The 22,845-nt window shown below is 38.2% G+C and carries 16 protein-coding genes and 1 other annotated feature; of the genes, 2 read left to right on the plus strand and 14 right to left on the minus strand.

Annotation, left to right across the window (positions count from 1 at the left end; all coding sequences use genetic code 11):
- Positions 1 to 101: 101 nt before the first annotated feature.
- The 7 genes from AC3B5D_RS06330 to AC3B5D_RS06360 form a co-directional block, all read right to left on the minus strand.
- A complete protein-coding gene (locus tag AC3B5D_RS06330; protein WP_489840863.1) occupies positions 102 to 1,091 on the minus strand; it encodes a glycosyltransferase family 2 protein in 990 nt (329 codons plus the stop codon).
- Positions 1,092 to 1,108: 17 nt separating this feature from the next.
- Complete coding sequence (locus AC3B5D_RS06335; protein WP_489840862.1) at positions 1,109 to 3,328, minus strand: ArnT family glycosyltransferase; 2,220 nt, start codon at positions 3,326 to 3,328, stop codon at positions 1,109 to 1,111.
- 536 nt (positions 3,329 to 3,864) lie between these two features.
- Positions 3,865 to 5,691 carry a DNA helicase RecQ gene (gene recQ / locus AC3B5D_RS06340; protein WP_489840861.1) on the minus strand — a complete coding sequence of 609 codons (1,827 nt, stop codon included), beginning with the start codon at positions 5,689 to 5,691 and terminating at the stop codon, positions 3,865 to 3,867.
- An 82-nt stretch (positions 5,692 to 5,773) separates the two neighbouring features.
- The gene (gene mltG, locus AC3B5D_RS06345) at positions 5,774 to 6,931 is read right to left on the minus strand and encodes an endolytic transglycosylase MltG (protein WP_489840860.1); all 1,158 of its coding nucleotides are present in this window, start codon (positions 6,929 to 6,931) and stop codon (positions 5,774 to 5,776) included.
- 102 nt (positions 6,932 to 7,033) lie between these two features.
- Positions 7,034 to 9,457 (minus strand): phenylalanine--tRNA ligase subunit beta, encoded by a 2,424-nt coding sequence (gene pheT / locus AC3B5D_RS06350; protein ID WP_489840859.1) that lies wholly within the window; start codon positions 9,455 to 9,457, stop codon positions 7,034 to 7,036.
- A 6-nt stretch (positions 9,458 to 9,463) separates the two neighbouring features.
- Positions 9,464 to 10,504 (minus strand): phenylalanine--tRNA ligase subunit alpha, encoded by a 1,041-nt coding sequence (gene pheS / locus AC3B5D_RS06355; RefSeq protein ID WP_489840858.1) that lies wholly within the window; start codon positions 10,502 to 10,504, stop codon positions 9,464 to 9,466.
- Positions 10,505 to 10,563: 59 nt separating this feature from the next.
- Positions 10,564 to 10,770, minus strand: a binding site (T-box leader).
- A gap of 37 nt (positions 10,771 to 10,807) precedes the next feature.
- On the minus strand, positions 10,808 to 11,167 hold the full coding sequence (locus tag AC3B5D_RS06360) for a winged helix-turn-helix transcriptional regulator (protein WP_489840857.1): 360 nt from the start codon (positions 11,165 to 11,167) through the stop codon (positions 10,808 to 10,810).
- A 190-nt stretch (positions 11,168 to 11,357) separates the two neighbouring features.
- Between AC3B5D_RS06360 and AC3B5D_RS06365 the strand changes: the two genes are divergently transcribed.
- The gene (locus tag AC3B5D_RS06365) at positions 11,358 to 12,536 is read left to right on the plus strand and encodes an MFS transporter (RefSeq protein ID WP_489840856.1); all 1,179 of its coding nucleotides are present in this window, start codon (positions 11,358 to 11,360) and stop codon (positions 12,534 to 12,536) included.
- 74 nt (positions 12,537 to 12,610) lie between these two features.
- Here AC3B5D_RS06365 and AC3B5D_RS06370 read toward each other — a convergent pair whose 3' ends face one another.
- The 3 genes from AC3B5D_RS06370 to AC3B5D_RS06380 all read right to left on the minus strand — a co-directional run bounded on the left by AC3B5D_RS06370 (position 12,611) and on the right by AC3B5D_RS06380 (position 15,113).
- On the minus strand, positions 12,611 to 13,564 hold the full coding sequence (locus AC3B5D_RS06370; protein ID WP_489840855.1) for a GRP family sugar transporter: 954 nt from the start codon (positions 13,562 to 13,564) through the stop codon (positions 12,611 to 12,613).
- Positions 13,565 to 13,820: 256 nt separating this feature from the next.
- Positions 13,821 to 14,300 (minus strand): HD domain-containing protein, encoded by a 480-nt coding sequence (locus tag AC3B5D_RS06375; RefSeq protein WP_489840854.1) that lies wholly within the window; start codon positions 14,298 to 14,300, stop codon positions 13,821 to 13,823.
- Between the two features lie 42 nt (positions 14,301 to 14,342).
- Entirely contained in the window at positions 14,343 to 15,113 is a 771-nt protein-coding gene (locus AC3B5D_RS06380; protein WP_489840853.1) for a TrmH family RNA methyltransferase, read from the minus strand.
- A gap of 93 nt (positions 15,114 to 15,206) precedes the next feature.
- Here AC3B5D_RS06380 and femX point away from each other — a divergent pair, with 93 nt between their 5' ends.
- Entirely contained in the window at positions 15,207 to 16,223 is a 1,017-nt protein-coding gene (femX, locus tag AC3B5D_RS06385) for a UDP-N-acetylmuramoylpentapeptide-lysine N(6)-alanyltransferase (RefSeq protein WP_489840852.1), read from the plus strand.
- 163 nt (positions 16,224 to 16,386) lie between these two features.
- Here the strand turns inward: femX and prfB are convergent, their stop codons facing one another.
- From prfB to AC3B5D_RS06405, 4 genes are all read right to left on the minus strand, one after another.
- Complete coding sequence (gene prfB, locus AC3B5D_RS06390) at positions 16,387 to 17,502, minus strand: peptide chain release factor 2 (protein ID WP_489840851.1); 1,116 nt, start codon at positions 17,500 to 17,502, stop codon at positions 16,387 to 16,389.
- A gap of 84 nt (positions 17,503 to 17,586) precedes the next feature.
- A complete protein-coding gene (gene secA, locus AC3B5D_RS06395; protein WP_489840850.1) occupies positions 17,587 to 19,953 on the minus strand; it encodes a preprotein translocase subunit SecA in 2,367 nt (788 codons plus the stop codon).
- Between the two features lie 156 nt (positions 19,954 to 20,109).
- A complete protein-coding gene (gltX, locus tag AC3B5D_RS06400; protein ID WP_489840849.1) occupies positions 20,110 to 21,606 on the minus strand; it encodes a glutamate--tRNA ligase in 1,497 nt (498 codons plus the stop codon).
- Positions 21,607 to 21,728: 122 nt separating this feature from the next.
- Positions 21,729 to 22,838 carry a PIN/TRAM domain-containing protein gene (locus AC3B5D_RS06405; RefSeq protein WP_489840848.1) on the minus strand — a complete coding sequence of 370 codons (1,110 nt, stop codon included), beginning with the start codon at positions 22,836 to 22,838 and terminating at the stop codon, positions 21,729 to 21,731.
- Between the last annotated feature and the right edge of the window lie 7 nt (positions 22,839 to 22,845).

Consider the following 22,845-nt stretch of genomic DNA (forward strand, 5'->3'; position numbering starts at 1 on the left):
AACGTAAAAAAGTGGCGAAAGAAATGTATATACATTTCTCTCGCCACTTTTTTATAACTTACTTATGTCATGTCAATCATCTAACGTGCTGACATGAGTTGTTAGCTGACCCGTTTCCTTTTTTTTACAAAGGTACCTGTCTCATCTTCAATATGGAATAGTGGTCGATGCTTCACTTCGGTAAATATTTTGCCAATATAAACACCAACAACCGAAACTGCGGTGATATTAATACCACCAAGCAACCAAATTGAAATCATTAATGATGACCAACCAGCTTCTGCATTACCTAGCAATTTAGCAAATAAAGTATACACAATTTCAATACCAGCAATACTTAAAATAACTGCCCCAATACCGAACAATAAACGAATCGGTTCAACACTGAAACTCGTAATACCATCAATTGCAAAACTAAGCATCTTCTTCAACGGATACTTTGATGTCCCCGCTTGGCGTTCATGTCGTTCATAAAATACTTGCGCTGACTGATAGCCAACTAGCGGCACCATTGCTCTCAAAAAAACATTTCGCTCTGGCATTTTAAGCAGCTCTTGAACAGCAATGTGACTCATTAATCGAAAATCAGCGTGGTTAGGTATCATTTCAACACCTAACAAGGCTGCTATTTTATAAAAAGCCAAGGCTGTATTTCGTTTAAACCAAGTATCTTCAGTTCGACTTGAACGTACACCATAAACAATTTCATTACCTTCATTATATTTCAAAATCATATTCTTAATAACATCGGGACTATCTTGCAAATCCGCATCCAAGGTAATGATAATATCTGCTAACTTCACTGCTTCAGTCATTCCTGCCAGAAGTGCCGGTTGATGACCACAATTTCGGGAAAGTTTCACACTGATTAATTCTGCATGTGTTAACTCTTGTTGTTGTAGAATATGCCAAGTCTCATCATCGGAACCATCATCTACAACAAGAATAAAACTATCTAAACTAATAAGATTATTTTTAATTAAATCTAATTTGATATCATGTAATTTTGCCAATGTTGTTGGTAGAACTTCTTGTTCATTATATGCTGGCAACACCAAGCCTAATCTTGGTTTAATTTTTCCTGATGACATATGATTGATCTCCTTTCTTATTGATAAATCGTCGACAAATCATATAGGGTTGCATTTTGTGACTGCATGCCCATTGATTGCATCGGTGACTTTGTCTTTTGTGTTGCACTGGTTGACGTCGTCGAATATTTGACAGTCGTACCGTGCTTCTTCACCCAAGTCAAAATCTTACCAATTTGACCACTTGTTGCTTTATTACTATTTCCCATCACAAAGTACTTCAATTGACCCGACTTTACTAATTGCTTAAATTCTGACAATGTCATCGTTGGATCAGTACCGTTATAACCACCAATTGCCATTACCGCCTTACCAGATTTAATAATATATCCAGATGCTGAATTAGAATCGGTTGTTGCAAATAAGTACTTTGCACTACCTTGATGCTTTTCTGTGTAGCTAAGTAGCTGCGTGTCAGCTTCGCCACCCATACTATTACCGCCACCCATTTGGCTAAGTAATGACGGACCAGCAGCTGGAATCGCAGACGAATCATGCGCTAAGGTTGGCGTTAATGACCACCAGCCAGCTAAGGTCAGTATACTAATGCATGATAAAATAATTTTAACCATCTGATACTTCTGTTGCGGTAATAGCCACCAAATTGCTAGCAATATCGCCACAATGATTAAGATAATACTAATGATTGGGTAATATGACCAAGCATAATAAGCTTGTAGCACAACAGTCGTCACAATCGCCAAACTAATTAAAATTCGGGCAATGAATGGCTTTCGACCATCTTCTTTTGCCAGTTTCATCACAGCACCGACACCAATTGCTGTCAAAGCAGCGATGGCTGGTGCTAACATAATCGTGTAATAAGGGTGGAAGAAACTTGCAACTGAGAAGAAACCATAAACGGGCACAAACCAACCAGCCCACAAAATGACATCCTGTTGTTCATCTGATATCTGATACCACTTGCTACCACGACGCTTGAAACCAAATAATCCTGCTAACAAACCAATAATAGCTAATGGCAAGTACCAGCCAATTTGTGAGCCAAGATCTGACTGGAACAGTCTGAATGGTCCAGCTGTACCGATAGCAAAGGCACTATTACCACCGCCTTGACCTTGTCCCATTTTACCAGCCATTTTTTGACCACCTGGCATTTGATTTTTCGCCATTTTCGTACCGGTCTTTTTATTTGGCATCCGATTTTTGGTAGCCTTACCAGTCATGCCTTTACGACTTGGTTGTTTACCAGTCATACCTTTTGTCGTACCACCTGGTTGCTTACCAGTCATACCCTTTGTCGTACTACCTGGTTGCTTACCAGCGCCGGCACCCGTTGCTTGACCTGCTTTCACCTGACCACTAGGTTTACCCATCCTCGTTTTCCCATTAGGCTGTTTACCTTTGGCTTTAGGAGCAGTCATGCCTTTACCAGCACCCTTTTTTGTATTGCCCATGCCTGGAAAGGCACCGCCAGTACCAGTTGATTGGCCTAATAATCTCTCCGTACCGTTATAACCAAATGCTAATTCTAACAAAGAATTTTTTTGTGAACTACCGATATATGGTCGACTTGTCTTGCTAACTGAATCAACAGCAACTGGATAAGCTAATGTAAATATCATTAGCGAAGCAACTGCAGCTAACAACCAAGCAACTTTCTTTTTCCAGGGTATTTTTATTGCAATCCAATAATAAATTAACATCGCTGGTAAAATCATAAATGCTTGTAACATCTTGATATTAAAGCCAACACCAACCAAACCAAAACTCAATAATACTAACCAAATATTTTTCTTGCTAACCGCCTTTTGTAAAACAAAAATAGCTAATAGTAGGAAAAATACCAAAATGGCATCCATGTTATTTGTTCGACTATTGGCAACAACTGTCGGTGTCAATGTCATAATTAACGCTGCAACACGTCCTGGCCAGACACCAAATTTTGGTATGATCAGTTTATACATTAACCAAACTGACCCAATGCCAGCGAAAACACTGGGTAACACGACTGACCAGCCATGAACACCAAAAATTTTAGCTGAAATCGCCATAAACCATAAAGCGACAGGTGGCTTATCAACGGTGATAAAACCAGCTGGATCAAAAGCGCCGTACCAGAAATTTGACCAACTTTTCGTCATTGATGTAATAGCAGCCGTATAATAACTATTGGCACTACCAGCATCCCAAATTCCCCAACCGTATAGAAAGGCACTAAGTACTAAAATTGCTACAAAGTACCAATCAACCCGATGATTTATTTTTACTTTCACAAATTTCACCTCTTATTTCTGTGAGTCTAAATAAAATAATATTGCTTAAGAATAACTTAATACTCACTAGTATTTGTTTTATAAGCACGATCACCAAATTCTACAAAAATGTTGTCAGTGCACTATTTAAAACAATAATATTTTTTACCTCCTAATTGAATAGGTTTATTCTAAAAGAGATTTAATAGAAATAAGTTAAATCAAAGTTAATCTAAAATTAAATACACAGTAAAAGAATACTCAGTGAAATTGTTAAGTTATTCATTTAGTGATAGACAACAAAGAGAGCGAGAACAAAGACGCTTTGGATTCGGTGTGTAACGTCGTTTGGCCGTTTTGCGGTCGTCGGACCGTGAAGCGGGCAAATCCGTTACATTGAGAATCCAGTCTTTGTGAACGCGTTTATGCTATAAAAATGACAGGCTTATAATTCAAACAATTTTAGCAAAAAGAGGTTGGAACATTTTCTTTTGTCCCAACCTCTATTAAATCTGTCACAATAAATGATCTCAAATTGTTATCTAATCAAATAAAAATCATTCTTTTTTTACTTGCGAAATGACACTTAACACTTCTTGACCATACTTGTCTGCCTTCGCCTGTCCAATACCTGAAATATGAAGTAGTGCAGGTATTGTCGTGGGTTGTTGTCGTGCTAAATCAACTAATGTTCGATCATTAAAAATGATAAAAGATGGCACTTCTGTCTTTTTAGATAAAGCCAAACGCCATTGCCGCAACTTAGCAAATATGACTTTCTCTTCATCAGTTAAATCATCTTGTGTTAGTGGTGAATCTGTTGCCACTCGTTCTGTTATTGATTGCACGGTTTGTCGTCTTAAAACCCGATGCTTACCTTGTAAAACTTGTAATCCTGTTTTTGAAACCATTAAGCCTCGATATTCACCTGTAATCTGTAAATAACCTGCTGCCAATAAAAAATCAATAAGTGATGCGATTCGTACGCGAGGCACACCCTGCATTAAGCCAAACGTTGTTAATTCGTCAAAATGCGCCCATTTAAATTTTTCAGGAACATGTCCCCGTAAAGTATCAGCTGTCACCATTTTACCAAAGGCATCTTGATTATGACGTGCGTTCCGCATTCTCACCACATGACTTAAAACTTTCTGTGCATCTGTCGTGATATCAACTGCCGACTGTTCATCTAAACAATTTGTACAATGACCACATGGTAAAGTTTCTTCGCCAAAATAACGCGTAATATACTGTTGCAGACAAACCGTGGTTGCCCCGTAATTTGCCATTTCTTGTAACTTATTTTTCTGTAAACGCTGATACTCTGGTGTTTGATTGTCACTATTTTCAATGAAAAACCGTTGCGTCTGCAAATCTGCCGCAGCATATAGTAAAATGGCTTCCGCTGGTAAATTATCACGACCGGCACGCCCAATTTCTTGATAATATGCTTCAATCGATCCAGGAATACTATAATGAATGACAAAACGCACGTTGGATTTATTAATGCCCATGCCAAAAGCATTTGTTGCCACAACAACGTTTGCGCGGTCAAACAAAAAATCATCCTGTGACTGCACTCGTTCTTCATCAGTCATACCTGCATGATAACCAACAACTGACAAATGTTGACGTCTTAAATGATCAGTTAAACTCGTGACTAATTTTCGCGTGGGTACATAGATAATCCCTGCATCTGTCAAATGATTTTGCAAATAATGTGTTATATAATCATCTTTTTCTTTCTTTTTCAGCCCTGTTTCTAAACGAATCGTCAAATTATCACGGACAACACTCGTACGAACGGTATGATCAATGGCTAGTCGTTCAACTAAATCATTTTGCACACGCTTCGTTGCCGTTGCAGTTAATGCCATCATTCGGGGCGCAGAAACGAAATTATTGATTAGATGAACTACCTCTAAATAACTTGGACGAAAATCATGACCCCATTGTGATAAGACATGCACTTCATCGATCACAACCAATGAAATATCTAAACGATTTAATAAGGAATAGGTTCCCTCACTTTTTAAACGTTCCGGTGCTAAATACAATAATTTTGCTTGTCCGTTCAGTAGATGATTTATCGCATGATGATATGCCACTTCGTCTTGTGTAGAGTTCAAAGTAACCGCATCAATGCCATTAGCAGTTAATTCATCAACTTGATTTTTCATAAGCGAAATTAACGGTGATATCACAACTGTAATACCTGGCAACATTAATGCTGGCACTTGATAGGTAATTGACTTGCCACCCCCGGTTGGCATAATGCCTAACGTTCGTTCACCAGCTAGCACAGCTGCAATAATTTCCGCCTGACCTTCACGAAAATTATCATAGCCGAATGATTGTCTTAACGTTTCCAATGCTGATTGCATGATACCTCCTTTAGAAGTCATCGTTTGTCCAATAAAAAAGCCACATGTTAGAGCTAATATCGCATAACATATGACCAATCAATTAATTACTATTGTCTGCACTACTACCAACTGCATTATTCGTGTCTTCTAAATCACCAGACTTACCAAGATGTTGGTCGTATGTTGCTGAATAGTAAACCTTACCAGTTTTCAAATTAGCAACAAAGTACAAATACTTCTTATCACGGTCTTTTGGATTCAATACCGCTTCGATAGATTCAGCTGATGGGTTATTAAATGGTCCTGGTCCATAGCCTGAGTATTTATATAAGTTATAAGGATTTGTACTCTGAACATCTTTATTAGACAAATTCGTTTTATTTGTCTTCAAGGCATACTTTGTGGCAATGTCGGATTGCAATGGCATATTGTCGTCAATACGATTGAGGAAAACGCCTGCAATCGTTCGACGACTATCTTGATCGATACCTTCTCGTTCGACTAACGAAGCTAATGTGAGTGTCTCATGAACCGTCAGACCAGCATCCTTGATAGCTGTAAACTTATCTTTTAATTGTGCATAAGATTGCGCAACCATCTGGTTAACTAACTCACGTGCATTATTAGTATCCTTCCAATTATAGGTCGCTGGATACAAATAACCTTCTAACCGATAACGAATATCTTTCACTTGCTTACTTGAAGCTTCTGAGTCAAGCAATCCTGGGTACGCAGCTTTCAAACGATTAAAAAATGCTTTATCATTAACTGCCTTCAAAAACTCAGCACGTGTAAATTTCGTCTTTTGACCAACTTCAGTCGCAATATCGTCAATGGTTTCACCTTCACGAACCGTCACTGTATCTTGGTTATTTAATGGTGATGATGCACCACCTTGACGAAGCGTCTTCACAATTTCGCCAACTGTATCAGAGGGTGAAAACAGATAATATCCTGATTTTAAATTAGAAATATGGTGCGATGACAAGTAATGCATAAAAGCCTTTTTTGATCGTATAACCTTAGCAGAATCTAATTTATCTGCAATTTCATCAGTTTCCGCACCTTCTTTAATTTTAACCTGTTTATTTTTCTTGTCTTGGCTATTTAAAGCAGAATAATCGCGCTTATCCTGATAGCTAGTAACAAAGCTAATGCCACCAACAATAATGGCTATCAAAATAATAACGATCACTAATAACCGCCCTTTTCCTCGCCGGTTGCGCCTTTTCCTTCTTACGCTATGACCGTTTTTCATACTTATTTCTCCTAGACTTATCTTTAATCCATAACGAAAATAGTCGCTATTACTTTGAGTATATCAGTAATAACGACTATTTAATCGTTTTTTTAATTAATCTTAACGAATTTCTGCACCAAATTGCTCTGCTAATGCACCAGCAATATGATCAACAAGTTGATTTGTTTCATCATCTAACATCGTTTGTTCAGGGTTTATAAAAGTCAACCCAAATGCCACTGATTTCATATCATTTGGAACATTGTCACCTGTATAAACATCAAAGATAACAATATCATGCAGATATTTACCACCTGCTTGTTGGATAGCCTCTTCAATGCTTGATGCAGCAACATCACGATTGACTAAGATTGCTAAATCACGTGAGACTGCTGGATAACGTGAAATGGCTTCGTAACGTCCCTGATGCTTTGGCAAAGCGATCATTGCGTCTAAATCTAATTCAAATCCAAATGTCTGATTAATCCGATATTCTTTTGCAATTAATGGATGAATTTGACCAACAAAACCAATAAAGGTGTTGCCAACATAAACATCTGCTGTCTGACCTGGGTGCATATCGTCACGTATTGTATTCGCTACAAAATGTACAGGCTCTACAAAATCATAATTAACCAACAATTGTTCCACGATACCTTTTAACGCATAGAAATCTGCTACTTGTGCCTTTTGATTCCATGTCCGCTCAGTAATATTACCAGTTAATACTCCTGCCAAGTGCTCAACTTCTTGTGGTTGTTTCGTTAAATCACCATCTGAAACAAAAACGCGTCCTTGCTCATATAAAGCCACATTGGTTTGCTTACGTGCCACGTTATAGGCAACATCATCTAATAAACCAGTCAACAAACTACTACGAGTTTGTTGATGATCTTGTGACATTGGATAGTCTAATTGAACAGGTTCGCCATCATGTAATTTAAAACGATTTGCCTTTTCTGGCGTTGTCAACACATATGAAATGGCCTGGTTCAAGCCAAGCCCTTCCAAAGCGTGTCGGCTTGCTCGTACAAGGCGTTGCTTAGCTGTTAATTTACCTGGTGTCATTTCACCAACTGGTAATGTTGCTGGTAAATTATCATAACCATATAGACGAGCAATTTCTTCAATCAAATCAGCAGGAATCGTAATATCCCAACGACGTGCTGGAATAGTTACTGAAAATAAACCGTCTGTTTCTTCGTAATCAAAGAATAAACGATCAAAAATAGCTGCAATCTCTGCTGTCGTGATGTTTGTACCAAGCACATGATTGACATGTGCCACACTTACCTGAACAACAGGTGCTTCATAGTCAAAGTCCTGTGCAACAACTCGTCCCGTAGTAACTTGACCACCAGCTAATTCAGCTACCAAAGCAGCTGCATGGTCAAGTGCTGTAAATGTATCCTCAACATTAACGCCACGTTCAAAACGCATCGATGCTTCTGAATGTAAGTTTTGGTCACGAGCCGTGTGACGAATTGACTTTGGCTCAAAGATTGCACCTTCTAATACAATATCGGTTGTTTCAGCAGTCACTTCTGTTGATTCACCACCCATCACACCAGCAAACATCAACGCTTCATCTCCTGAAGCAATCACAATATCTTCAGCAGAAGCTTCGCGGGTAACCCCATCCAAAGTTTTGATAACTTCCCTGTCATGAGCACGACGAACATGTACCTCTGGCTGTGGTAATGCATTCAAGTTAAAAGCATGCATTGGCTGACCATACATTAATAACATGTAATTTGTAATATCGACAATATTTGAAATAGGTCGAATCCCCATTGTCCATAAACGACGTTGCAACCACAATGGTGAATCTTTCACCGTGACATTTTTGACCACACGTACAGCATACTTCGATGCTAACTCCGCAGGTGCCGTCACTTGGATAATGTCACTGGTTGCTTCCGTCGTTTCATGTAGCTCAAATGTTGGTAATGTTGGCTCTTCAGAGAGAATAGCTGCAACTTCCCAAGCAGTCCCGTTCATTGAGAACAAATCTGCACGATTAGGTGTAATACCCGTTTCTAAAATATCATCATCCAAACCTAAAACAGCTAATGCATCTTCACCCGGTTGTAACTCAGCTGCATCAACGTCGTTAAATACCCAAATACCGTCTTCAAAATCTTTTGGTGCAACTTTATCTTCAAAGCCAAGCTCTTGCAAAGCTGCTAACATACCATTAGAAACTTCACCACGTAACTTGCCTTTACGAATTTTTTTGTTGTCACCAATAATTGAGCCATGTTTTGCCAAAATAACCGTTTGACCTTCAGCCACATTTGGTGCGCCAGTCACAACTTGGATTGGTTCATCTTCACCTGCGTCTAATTGTGTAATCACCATATGATCAGAATCAGGATGTGGCACAACAGACAACACTTTTGCAATGACAATTTTCTTCATATTGCCTTTTGGTTGATATTGCCCCTCAACTTCAACAGCCGTACGCGAAATTTTTTCTGCTAACTGTGCTGCAGGTAATGCAATTGGCAAATAATCACGTAACCAATTTACTGAAACTTTCATTTTGTTTTATCCTTTCTGATCAAATTGCGTTAAGAAACGAACATCGTTCAAATAGAAATTACGAATGTCTTCAACGCCATACTTCAACATGGCGAAACGATCAGGTCCTAATCCAAAGGCAAAACCACCGTAAACGTCTGGATCAATACCAGACTTACGCAAAACATTTGGATGAACCATACCAGCACCCAGTACTTCAATCCATTCAATATCTTCTGGTGCCATATCTGGTGTCACCGCATTCCATGAAATATCAACTTCTACAGATGGTTCCGTAAACGGAAAGTACGATGGACGTAAACGAATATCATGCGCTTCACCAAATAAATTGTGAGCGACTGCTAATAAAGTTCCTTTTAAATCACCCATCGTAATATGCTTATCAATCACAAGTCCTTCCATTTGGTGGAATTGATGTGAGTGCGTTGCATCATCAGTATCACGACGATAAACACGGCCTGGTGAAACCATCTTTAATGGTCCCTTACTAAAATCATGTGCTTCCATTGTGCGCGCTTGCACTGGTGAAGTTTGCGTGCGCATCAAGATATCGGGTGTGATATAAAACGTATCTTGCATATCACGTGCTGGATGATCTTTTGGCAAATTCATGCGCTCAAAATTATATTGATCTTCTTCAACCTCTGGTCCTTCAATCACCTGATAACCCATCCCAATAAACTGGTCTTCCAAGCTTTCAATAATTTGCTGTAAGACATGTGGTTGTCCTTGCTTAACTGCACGACCAGGTAATGTGACATCAATCGTCTCTACAGCCAATTGTGCATCAAGAGCAATAGCTTCTAAATGTGTTTGACGTTCACTAATGGCAGCATTTAAAGTATCACGGACATCATTGGCTAATGCACCGATTACTGGTCGTTCTTCTGGTGCCAAATCTTTCATGCCACGAAGTACTTCAGTCAATGGTCCCTTTTTTCCTAACCAATGTACTCGTACCTGATTTAATGCCTTAACATCGGCAGCAGCATTAATCTGACCTAATGCTTCATCGCGCAATGTCGTGAGCTCATCTTGTAAACTCATGTTTCTTCTCCTTTTACTAATAAACTTTTTAAATAAAAAGTCCCTTCGATAATCATTATCGAAGGGACGCTCATTAACGTGGTACCACCCAAAAATTCAGTAGTCTTAGACAGACTACCCTCGGTTATCTGTTAACGGTGATAAACCGCATCAACTTTTTATTGACGAACTCCTGACTGAAATTCAATATCCTAAAAGGCAGGCTTTCACCACTTCCTGCTCGCTAAACTTAAGCGGATACTTACTAGGTCATTCATTGTTTCTTGCTCCATTGTACAAATTTTATTTTAAATTAGCAAGTTTCTATTTGTCGGTACATTGCCATTTGTCTGACCACTCATGAATCGCTGTCATCATCTCACGCATTGACTCACCACGTGTGGTTAAGGCATATTCAATTAATGAAGAATCATCATAAGTACGACGCTCAACAATATCAGCCCCTTCAAGTTCCTTCAATCTTTCAACTAACACACGATCTGAACATTTTGAAACAGATTGTGCGAGATCCTTAAAACGAACTGGGCCATTGATCAGTAATGTTTCAATAATCATGCCATTCCATTTACGCCCAAGTATATCAAACGTTGCGATAAACTTATCGCATAACTTATTTTCACATACTTCGGTCATATCGGCTGTATTCTCAGTGACAACTGCCATAATATATTCTCCTTAACTTGTTGGTTTCTCTTCTCGTACTTTTATTTTATGCTTTACTTACAAAAAATGCACGAAATAACTTTTAAATTTCATAACTAACATTATATCCTTATTTTCTGCACTCGCAAAGAATAATTTGACAAGCGGTGTATACTTATTTAGGTTATTTTTTTAGAAAGACAGGTGTCGTATGACGTCAAATCAAGATTCCCCTAGCATTTTTAATGCTACTTTTATTCAATTATTCATTATTCAAATTTTAAGTATGATGACTTTTTATAGTCTCTTTGTCATTATTGGTCCGTATGCAGTACATACATATCATGTTAGTACAACAATGGCTGGTCTCATCACTGGTATGACGATTATTGGTACAATGATTGCTCGTTTTAGCGCTGGTGTGATGACTGCCAGGTTCAGTGCAAAAAAACTGACCATTATTAGTATGGTTATTTTGGTTCCCATCTTATTAGCTTACCAATATCATGGTGGTATACTTTATCTACTATTAATTCGTTTTATTCAAGGATTAGCCGTGGGTTTAACTGGTACAGTTACCAATACTGCCGTTGTTAATGTTATTCCTCATGAACGACGCGCTGAAGGCATAGCTTACTTTTCACTAGCAACTATTCTTGGTACTGCTTTTGGCCCATTTTTTGCTTTATTAATTGAACAACATTATTCGTATACCATCTTATTTTGGCTAGAATTTTTCACTGGTCTTATCGCATTAATTGCTTCATTCCTAATTGATGCCAACAAAGTTATCATTAAGTCTGCACCAGTAAAAACGAATTTTAGTTTACGGACATTAATTGAACCAAAGGTCCTAGGAATTTCACTAACACTGGGATTTGTCACATTTGGCTACGCTGCCTTACAATCTGAATTAGACTTCTATGCTAGTGATCTCCATTTGGTTACATTTGCCTCATATTTCTTCCTAGTTTATGCTTTTGCCATTCTTATTTCACGACCAGTCGTTGGTCGACTAATGGATCATAAAAATGAAAATTTCGTCATTTATCCAGCCTTAATTATTTTAGCCATTGGACTATTTGTTTTAGGCAAAATGACTAATGGTTGGATGATGTTATTGGCTGCTGTTTTAATCGGTTTAGGTTTTGGAAATTTTCAATCAGCTGTTCAGTCAACAACAACCCAAATGGTACCCGCTAATCGTTTAACCCAAACAACCGCTACTTATTTCATTTGTTACGAATTTTCACTAGGTTTTGGTCCTTCTATCATTGGTTTTATTCAACCAATGCTTGGTTATCAAAATCTGTTCTTGATAATGGCCGTGATTGCTCTCATTGGTATTGTGCTTTACTATTTTATTCATGGTCGTAAAATTTCTGCTTGATTTAAGACAAAATAAATAAGCGTGAGACAACAGGTTTCAATCCTTTGTCTCACGCTTATTTATTTTGTTTTATATTATAACTCTGCTAACTTAGAAATTAAGATAGCTCCAATAACAACCATAATGGCACCCACAAGGATGAAGCCCATTTGACGTTTTGTTTTTTTCTCTTTCAAAATAAAGATGGCACCAAACGTTCCGACGATAATACCAGTTTGTGACAACGTTGTTGCCGTTGCTTGACCAACATGAGGATTACCCGTTGAGATAAACATGAACACATTTCCTAGTGCCCAAACCAAACCAGTAATCACTTGACGCCACGTACCTGACTTAAACATATCATCAGTCTCTTTAAAGAAAAAGATGACAATTAGGATTGCACCTAAAATTTGTCCAAGTGACTGTGGTGCCACAATGGCAGTCATATAATCCAAACCATTGTTTTGATTATGAATGGCATTTGAAATGTAACCCCACTTGTTCAACAAGTTAGGAATAACAAAATAGGCCATGAATCCAAGTGTTGATATAATGACTGCTGTTATACCACCCTTAAAATCACGTTCTGGATTCAGATCTTTTGGCGCATTTTTATCACTGACTGTTGTAAATAAAGCACCCACTGTTACCAATGCAATTGACAAGATCCCAAAGAACCACATCCGGCCAGTATGCCATTCCCCTAGAACGGCAGCAGCCATCAAAGCATTACCAATAATTTGACCAGAAGTTGACAATGGATTACCAATTGATACGCCTAACTTCTTAAAGCCAATTAATTGACCAACTTGACCAATAGCCCAAACTAATCCCGATAGGAAACCAACAATCCAAATTCTTGCATTAAAAGCATAGTCGGCCCCGGCACTTGGAATAACAAATGCAAATAGTGTACCAAATCCTAAAATTAGCGCACCAATTGTCATTCCCATAATTCCCTGGGCAGCGGTTCCACCAGCTTTAGTCGTGACAATACCGACTGACCCCCAGGCCAGAGCAGGCACTAAAGCGATTAAAATCGACATTTTTCTTTCCTCCACAATAAAAAAATATATAAAATTCAACATAGGGGAGGATACAACATTGCATACAATTACACAAGCACTAATATTGTATTTTAATTATCAGAAAATTATCTAATTTTTTTGTGTGACGTATTTTCAACAAAAAAGCATTATAAACAATTACTTTTTTCATTTTTATTTAATTAAATTATTATGTAATATAATGTGACAAAAAAACGAATTGAAGCTTTCGATTTCAATTCGTTTCCTATTTTTATTAATTTGTATGAAATAGTCGTTTCATACGAGCTGAAGCTGGTGAGAAAAATTCAGCAACTGCCAAATAATCATCAACCAAATCGACTAATAAACTTTCACGATAATGTGGTAACTCACTAGTCGCACCCCACATATGTTTTAAAATAATATCTTTTTCCATAGGAGAAAGATGGGTTATTTTTTCTGCATTACGCAAAGCAACACGTGGATGGATAAAAGCATGTGAGCCTAATTCAAACTTGGTTTCGCGCCAATCATAGAAAAACAAATCATGCAATACACCTGCACGAGCAACCGCAGTGGCATTCAAACCAAAACGTAACGCTAAGCGATAACTAACATAAGAAACTGTAATGCAATGTGTTAATCTATCAGAATGATGATGTTGTGTATAATTTACCATCTCTTGTACTTGTGGATGAGCCAATAAGTCTTTCACAATATCACTATATACTTTATCTTTTTGCCAATCTAGCATTGTTCTTCCCCCTCGCACAATCTTAGATTACTTTAAAAATCTTTAACGAGCCTTTAATGCAAACATCGCAATACCTGCCGCAACTGCAACATTTAAGGATTCTGCTTGTCCCGTAATTGGAATATAGAGATTTTTAGTGGTCATTGCTGCCAGTTCCGGTTGCATCCCCTGACCTTCATTTCCCATAATTAAGGCAAATTGCGTTTGCGCTGGGATAGTGAAAACCTCTGCTGCCTGTGGATCTAATTGTGTGCCATAAACATTCATGCCATTTTGCGTGAAAGAAGCCGTCCAATCGGCCAAATCACCGGTAGTTGTCATTAAGTGAAATTGTGAACCTTGCATCGCACGCAAAGCCTTTGGTGAATATGGATCAACCGACCCATGACCAAATACAACGCCAGTAAAACCTGCTGCATCAGCTGTACGAACCATTGTACCAACATTACCAGGATCTTGAATCGCATCCAAGAATAACCAAGCACCATCATGAATAAATTGTGGTTCACGCGTTGTTGTCGGCAATGACACTTCTGCAAAAATACCTTGCGGTGTTGTTAAATCTGACAACTTTTTTGCAATGTCAGTTGTAATTTCGAAAACGGGGACACCTAAAGGTAATTCCTCCTGATGCTCATCTAGCTGTTCACGCGTTCCAATAATTGCATGTAGCTTACCGTTGTGTTGGATTGCTTCTTGTACTAAATGCCAACCGTCTAACAAATATGTTTGACTTGCCTGTCGACCTTTTTTGGTTTGTAATTTTTGCCATGTTTTCACACGATTATTTTTTACTGATTTAATAGTTTCCATAAAGTTTATTATACGCTAAAAACAATTATATTGCTTATGTTATAATTCGTAATAAGACTTAAATTTGCTATTTGCTAAAGAAAGAAGGATAACATGCCAGTTTTAGATTTAAGTGACACGGCTGCTGTCAATAAATATGAAGAGTTTGTCCAACAGTCACCTTATGGCCAAGTTGGGCAAGATTTGGGTTGGGCAAAAATTAAAAATAATTGGGAACCTCGGTACGCCTATGTCACTGATGATGATGACAATATTATTGCTGCTATTTCAATGCTACTAACACAAACAAAATTAGGTAAGAAATTTGCCTATGCTTCAAAGGGACCAGTCATGGATATTACTGATTTCTCATTACTAGAGCAACTCATGATTGAAGCAAAACGTGCATTAGCAGACGATGACGCTTATGTCATCAGAATGGATCCTGAAGTACCTTATTCTGATGAATTAAATAGCGCCCTACAAGCACATGGTTTTGAAACACGTAATCGTAATGTGGCTGACGAAGGCATGCATGCGACTATCCAACCACGGCTTAACATGGTATTAGACTTAACCACTAAGCCCGATGCTAAAGAAACTTTTGATTTATACCCTTCTAAAACCAAGTCAAAGCTAAAGCGGCCAATGCGTGATGGTGTCACTGTCCGTTATGGTAGCGATTCAGCCGCAATTGATGCTTTTTATGAAACTTACGTTAATATGGCCAATCGCCATGGTATTACTTATCGTCCAAAAGATTATTTTGAACGGATGCGTGATGCTTTTGGTGATAATGGTATTATGCGGGTCTACATCGCTGAACGTGAAGACCATCTCCTTTCTACGGGTATTGGTTTTAAGTATGGTCGTAAAATTTGGTATATGTATGCTGGCTCAAATGACGGGCCAACTTATTATGCACCTTATGCTGTCCAAACAGCCATGATTCAGTGGGCATTAGACGAAGGTGTTGATTTATATGATATGGGGGGAATTGCATCACAATCAACTGATGATGGTCTATATGTCTTTAAGCATACATTTATTAAAGCAGACCCACGTGAATATATTGGTGAAATTGATTTGGTCTTAGATGAAGACGCTTATGCTGAATTAGTTCGCAAATAGGATGAAAACTGACTAGAAATTTAAACTACTTGCTTTTGCAACAAGGCGTTAGACAAAAACTATTATATGTGTTTAAGGGCCGTGAATCTACCAAGTTAAAATGGTTAGATTCACGGCCCTTAAACGTATTTCAAAAGACTGAAAGGTTACTATCACACCTTTTTTATTCTGGATTTTGTTCTGACAAACGCCAACGCAAATAGGCATTAATGAAAGGATCTAAATCACCATCCATGACTGCTTGTGGATTACCTGATTCAAAGCCATCACGATGATCTTTGACCATACGATATGGTTGAAAAACGTATGAACGAATTTGTGAGCCCCAACCATTTTCAAGATGATCACCTGCAATTGCTGCTCGTTCTTGCTCTTTTTTATCCATCTCTAATTGATATAATTTTGCTCGTAACATTGCATATGCGGTATCTTTATTTTGGAATTGTGAACGTTGTTGCTGTGAAGCAACAACAATACCAGTTGGTATATGCGTTAAACGTACAGCTGAAGATGTCTTATTAATATGCTGTCCACCAGCCCCTGATGCACGATATACATCCATCTTCACGTCAGCTGGATTAATATCAATATCTACTGAATCATCCAATTCTGGCATCACATCAATAGACACAAATGACGTGTGACGACGGCCGGCCGAATCAAACGGTGAAATACGTACAAAGCGGTGTACACCACGTTCAGAACGTAAGTAACCATAGGCATTATGACCTGTAATCATTAATGTTGCTGAATCAATACCCGCAACATCACCTGGATGATAATCCATAACATCTACTTTAAAGCCATGTTGCTCAGCCCAACGTGTATACATGCGTTGTAAATTAGCCCCCCAATCTGCCGATTCTGTCCCCCCTGAGCCTGGATGAATTTCCAAAATAGCATTATTTTTATCATAAGGTTCGTTTAGTAATTGAGTTAAACGATAGGCTGATAGATTTTCACTTAATTGTTCTAAATCTGCTGTCATTTCAGCATTCATTTCTTCATCGTCTACTTCACTTAACAAATCAATCGCTGTTGCCACATTTTCAACACCATCTGTCAATTTTAAATAGTCGTCACGACGACCTTTTAAGACATTATTATCATCAATGACTTTTTGCGCCGCAACATTATCTTGCCAAAAATCTGGTTCGACCATTTTTGCTTCATTAGCAGCTATTTCATCATTCAATGCCTCTAAATCTAGTGATTCACCAAATTTTTTTATTTCCGCTGACATATCAGTTAATTTATGACGTGCTTCAGCTAACTCCATGATTTCCTCCCTACCTGATTTAAAAATGAGGTTGAGATATATCTTTACATCCCAACCTCAACAGTACTTGTTTAATAATTGTTTTTAACGCACATTTTGCCGGATTTCTGACTTCATGAAGAGACGGGTCACATCATATTCAACACCCGCAATCATTTCATCAAACATACGGAACCCCTCATTTTGATACTCAATTAATGGATTCAATTGACCATAACCACGTAATTGAATCGCATCACGTAACTGATTCATTGCTTCCATATGGTCAGTCCATTGCGCATCAACGACTCGTAAAATAACTACTCGTGTAAATTGCAATAAGCGTTCTTCGTCATCCCCTAAGGCATGCCGTTTTTCTTCATACATCATTTTCGCACGACGATAAAGCTCATTTTCAATCTCTTGCGCATTTTTATCTGTTAAGTCTGCAACTGTTATCGAATCAACCGGTACAATCGTTGATTGCGCAAAGTCAACAATCGCGTCAAGGCGCCATTCTTTTGGCTTACCTTCCGTTTGATTTTTGACCACACGGTGAATTGTCCGCTCAACCATTGGTAGCAAAACATCTCGTAAGGAATGTTCCTCATCAATAACCTGGTTACGATTATCATAGAAGGTATTACGCTGTTGTGACATCACATCATCATATTGCAAAACATGCTTACGTGAGTCGTAGTTATTTCCTTCGACACGTTTTTGGGCTGATTCAACAGAGCGTGTAATCAAGCGATTACGGATAACCGCATCTTCATCACCCATGTTCATACTTTCCATCAATGTTTTAATGCGCTCACCACCGAAACGAATCATCAAATCATCTTCTAATGATAAGAAGAACTGTGAATAACCTTTATCTCCTTGACGTCCAGAACGACCACGCAATTGGTTATCAATTCGACGTGACTCATGACGCTCAGTACCAATAACTGCTAAGCCACCCATATCAGCAACACCCGGTCCTAACTTAATATCAGTACCACGACCAGCCATATTAGTAGCAATCGTAACAGCACCACGTTGCCCCGCATTAGCGATAATTTCAGCTTCACGTGCATGGTTTTTCGCATTCAAAACGTTGTGGGGAATACCTGCCTTGGTTAACATTTTTGAAATAAGCTCAGATGTCTCAACCGCAACTGTACCAATTAAAATAGGCTGTCCCTTTTTATGTAATTGGGTAACCAATTGTAGCACCGCATTAAACTTAGATCGTAAATTAGGATACAACAAATCTGGTTCATCCACTCGTTGAATGGGCTTATTTGTTGGAATTGTTGTAATTTCCATGTTATAAATCTCACGGAATTCATCTGCTTCAGTTTTTGCTGTACCAGTCATACCAGACAGCTTATTGTACTGACGGAATAAGTTTTGATAAGTAATCGATGCCATCGCACGGTTGTCTTCTTGAATTTGAACTTGTTCTTTGGCCTCTAAAGCTTGATGTAACCCATCAGAGAAACGCCGACCTTCTTGAATACGGCCAGAAAAAGCATCAACTAACACAACTTCACCGTCACGAACAACATAATCTTTGTTATTAAACATCGTGTAGTTCGCACGTAATGCTTGATCAATATGGTGTGTCAATGCAACATTACCTGGACCATAGAGATTATCCAAATTAAAGTATTTTTCACCCTTTGCAATTCCTTCATCATTTAACAAAACTGATTTAGATTCATGATCAACCTTAAAATCTTCATCTTCTGTTAATGACTTTGCAAAACGATCAGCACGAATATACAGTTGTGTACTTGTTTGAGCAGGTGCCCCAGAAATAATCAATGGGGTGCGCGCCTCATCAATTAGAATGGAGTCTGTCTCATCAACCAATGCAAAGTTCAAACCACGTTGTACACGATCTTCTTTACGAGCGACCATATTATCACGTAAGTAATCAAAACCAATTTCAGAATTAGTCGTATACGTAATATCACACAAGTAAGCTTGGCGCTTTTCGTCTGGTGACATCTCCGTTAAATTAATACCAACAGTTAGACCCAGCCATTTATACAATTGGCCCATTTCCTCACCATCTCGTTGTGACAAATATTCGTTCACTGTCACAACATGAACACCCTTTTGTGGTAGCGCATTTAAATAAACTGCCATCGTTGCAGTTAATGTTTTACCTTCTCCAGTTTTCATTTCGGCAATGTTACCACCATGCAAAACGGCAGATCCCATTATTTGCACACGGAATGGATATAAACCTAACACGCGTTTTGCACCTTCACGCACCACTGCAAATGCTTCTGGTAAGATATCATCTAGCGTTTTCCCCTTTTTCAATAATTCTCGAAAATAGGGTGTTTTTGCTTGTAATTCCTCGTCCGATAAGGCTGCCATATCGTCGGCATATGCTTCTACTTTGTCAGCTAAGCGACCTAAGCGACGCAATTTCCCTTTATCACTCTCAATAATTTTACGTAATGGATTAGCCATTTATATCTTCCCTCTCATCGGTCATTATTAGCTACTTCTAGCTAATTATACTAACTAACATTCTAACATAATGCACGTCATAGTAACACGATTTCTATATAAAAAGTGAGAGATGGTCTAATTACTAACCGTAATCAAATCATCTCTCGTTTTTAATTATAGAAATTCACGAATATTAGCAAGCGTTTGCTCACGTCCTAATAATTCAAGTAATTCACCTAAATTAGGACCTTGTTCTTCACGAGTTGTTGCAATACGTAATGGATTCCAAAGGGCACGACCCTTCACAGCCATCTCTGATTGAATTTCACGAACAGCGCGTAATACAGCTGCGGCAGTAAAGATTGGCATTTTTTCAATTTTATCTGCAAATAACGTCAACATTGCAGGCACATTATCTGCATTCATCCATTCTTTTGCTGAATCTGGGATATCAGCAGCAGCTGGCATCTCAAAGAAAACAGGCTTGATCAATGGCACAATTTGTGCAGTATATGAAACACCGTCCATGTATACGTTCATCACTGAACGTAACCATTGCATCTTTTCAGCTGTTAATTCAGTCGGATCAACAACCTTTGAATAAACCAATTGTTCAATCAATTTATCAAACACCATATTTTGATCAGCGGTCTTAATCCATTGATTATTTACCCACTCAAGCTTCTTATTATCAAACTTCGCAGGTGATTTTGACAAACGATTTTCATCGAATATCTTAACTAATTGTTTCTTATTAAAGATTTCTTTTTCACCAACTGGTGACCAGCCTAGCAAAACAATGAAATTTAACAAAGCTTCTGGCAAATAGCCTAGTGAACGATATTGTTCAATAAATTGCAATACCGTTTCATCACGTTTTGATAATTTTTTACCAGTATCAGCATTAATAATTAGTGTCATATGACCAAAAATTGGTGCTTCCCAACCAAATGCCTCATAAATCATTAATTGCTTTGGTGTATTTGACACATGATCATCCCCACGTAACACGTGAGAAATTTCCATCTTATGATCATCAACAACAACAGCAAAATTGTAAGTTGGCATGCCATCGGCCTTTTGAATGACCCAATCACCACCAACTGTCGATGAATTGATTTCAATGTGTCCCTTAACAATATCATCCCAAGCATAATCTTTATTCTCAGGTACGCGGAAACGAACCACGTATGGCAACCCTTTTGCTAAAGCATCTGCTTGAAAGGCTGCAATTTCATCATTAGACATACCTGCATATTCATAAACGTAATGTGGTGCTTGTTTAGCAGCAACCTGTGCTTCACGTTCGGCGGCTAGCTCCTCTGATGTTTTAAAAGAACGATAAGCTAAACCACGATCTAGTAAATCTTGAATCAATGGCTTATAAATTGATAGGCGTTCAGATTGACGATAAGGACCATACTTACCTGGATTAGCTGGTGATTCATCCCAATCCAGACCAAGCCAAGCGAGATTATCCAACTGTGACTTTTCACCATCAGCAATATTACGCGTCTGGTCAGTATCCTCAATACGGATAATAAATTCACCTTTATGATGACGTGCAAATAACCAGTTAAATAATGCTGTTCGGGCATTACCTATATGTAAATGTCCTGTTGGTGATGGTGCATAACGCACACGAACTTTCTTTTCGGTAGTCTCAGCCATGCTAATCGACACTCCTCTTTATTTTATAATTCTAAATAATATACCGTTTACTAATATACCGCGCTTTGCAGTGCGTTTCAATGTATTCCCTTGAATAAGTGCTTAATTTCTTAAAATACAGCCTAATTGTCAACAACGTTTCCAAAAATCATGCGACCGGCATCTGTTTGCAATGCAGAAGTTACCTCTACTGTCACCGTCTCTTGTAAATGACTACGTCCCTCTTCGGCAACAACCATCGTGCCATCATCCAAATAACCAACTGCTTGTTGTCGTTCAGTACCATTTTTAACTAGTAATACCGTTAGATGATCACCAACTGCAACCCGTGGTCTTAATGCACCTGCCAGTTCATTGATATTTAATACCTGAACATTTTGAAACTTTGTCACTTTATTCAAATTATAATCGTTTGTTACAAGGCAACCATTTACTTCCTCTGCTAATCGAATTAATTTCTCATCAACTTCAGTAATGTCTTCGTAATCACCTTCCCACATTTCCAAAGGAACATAATCACTTTCACGCAACTCATTTAAGACGTCTAACCCACGACGACCACGCACGCGTTTTAGCGATTCACCAGCATCAGCGATGTACTGCAACTCATATAACACAAAGTTAGGAACTAGCAAAGTACCTTCAATGAATCCCGTTTTCACTAGGTCAATAATACGACCATCGATTAAAATATTGGTATCCAAAATTTTATAGTGATGATAGTTCGTTTCTGCTTCAGTTAAAACATCGCCTTGTCCAACATCGTGCTGAGGTCGTACTTTTTTAGTACGGCTTGTTAATGTTGGTATCAACTTACGCCATTCATCAATACGTGTCGTTCCTAAACGAAATCCTAAATAACCCAATAATGCCATCACAATAACTGGTACTACCCCACTTAGGAAGAAATTATTCATGTGTTGCAAAGGTACCGTGATTACGACAGCAATCACTAAACCAATTAAAGTTGTTAATGATCCAATAAGCAGTAATAGTGGTGATTGCTTATTTAGATAGTTTTCAATACGATGTATCGTTTGATCAACTGGGCGCCACAACAACAAACTTAATAAATAAAAAATAATAGCACCTAAAATAAAATTGACAATACCGTTATTAATCCAGATATGTTTAGATAGATTAAAAATATCCCAAATGACTGGTAATAAAGTCAAAGCAATTGCGCCACCAGCTAATACAAAAATTCCCTGAATAATTCGCTTTCGTAACATACTAATT

It is taken from the genome of Weissella sp. ESL1177, from assembly GCF_058107185.1.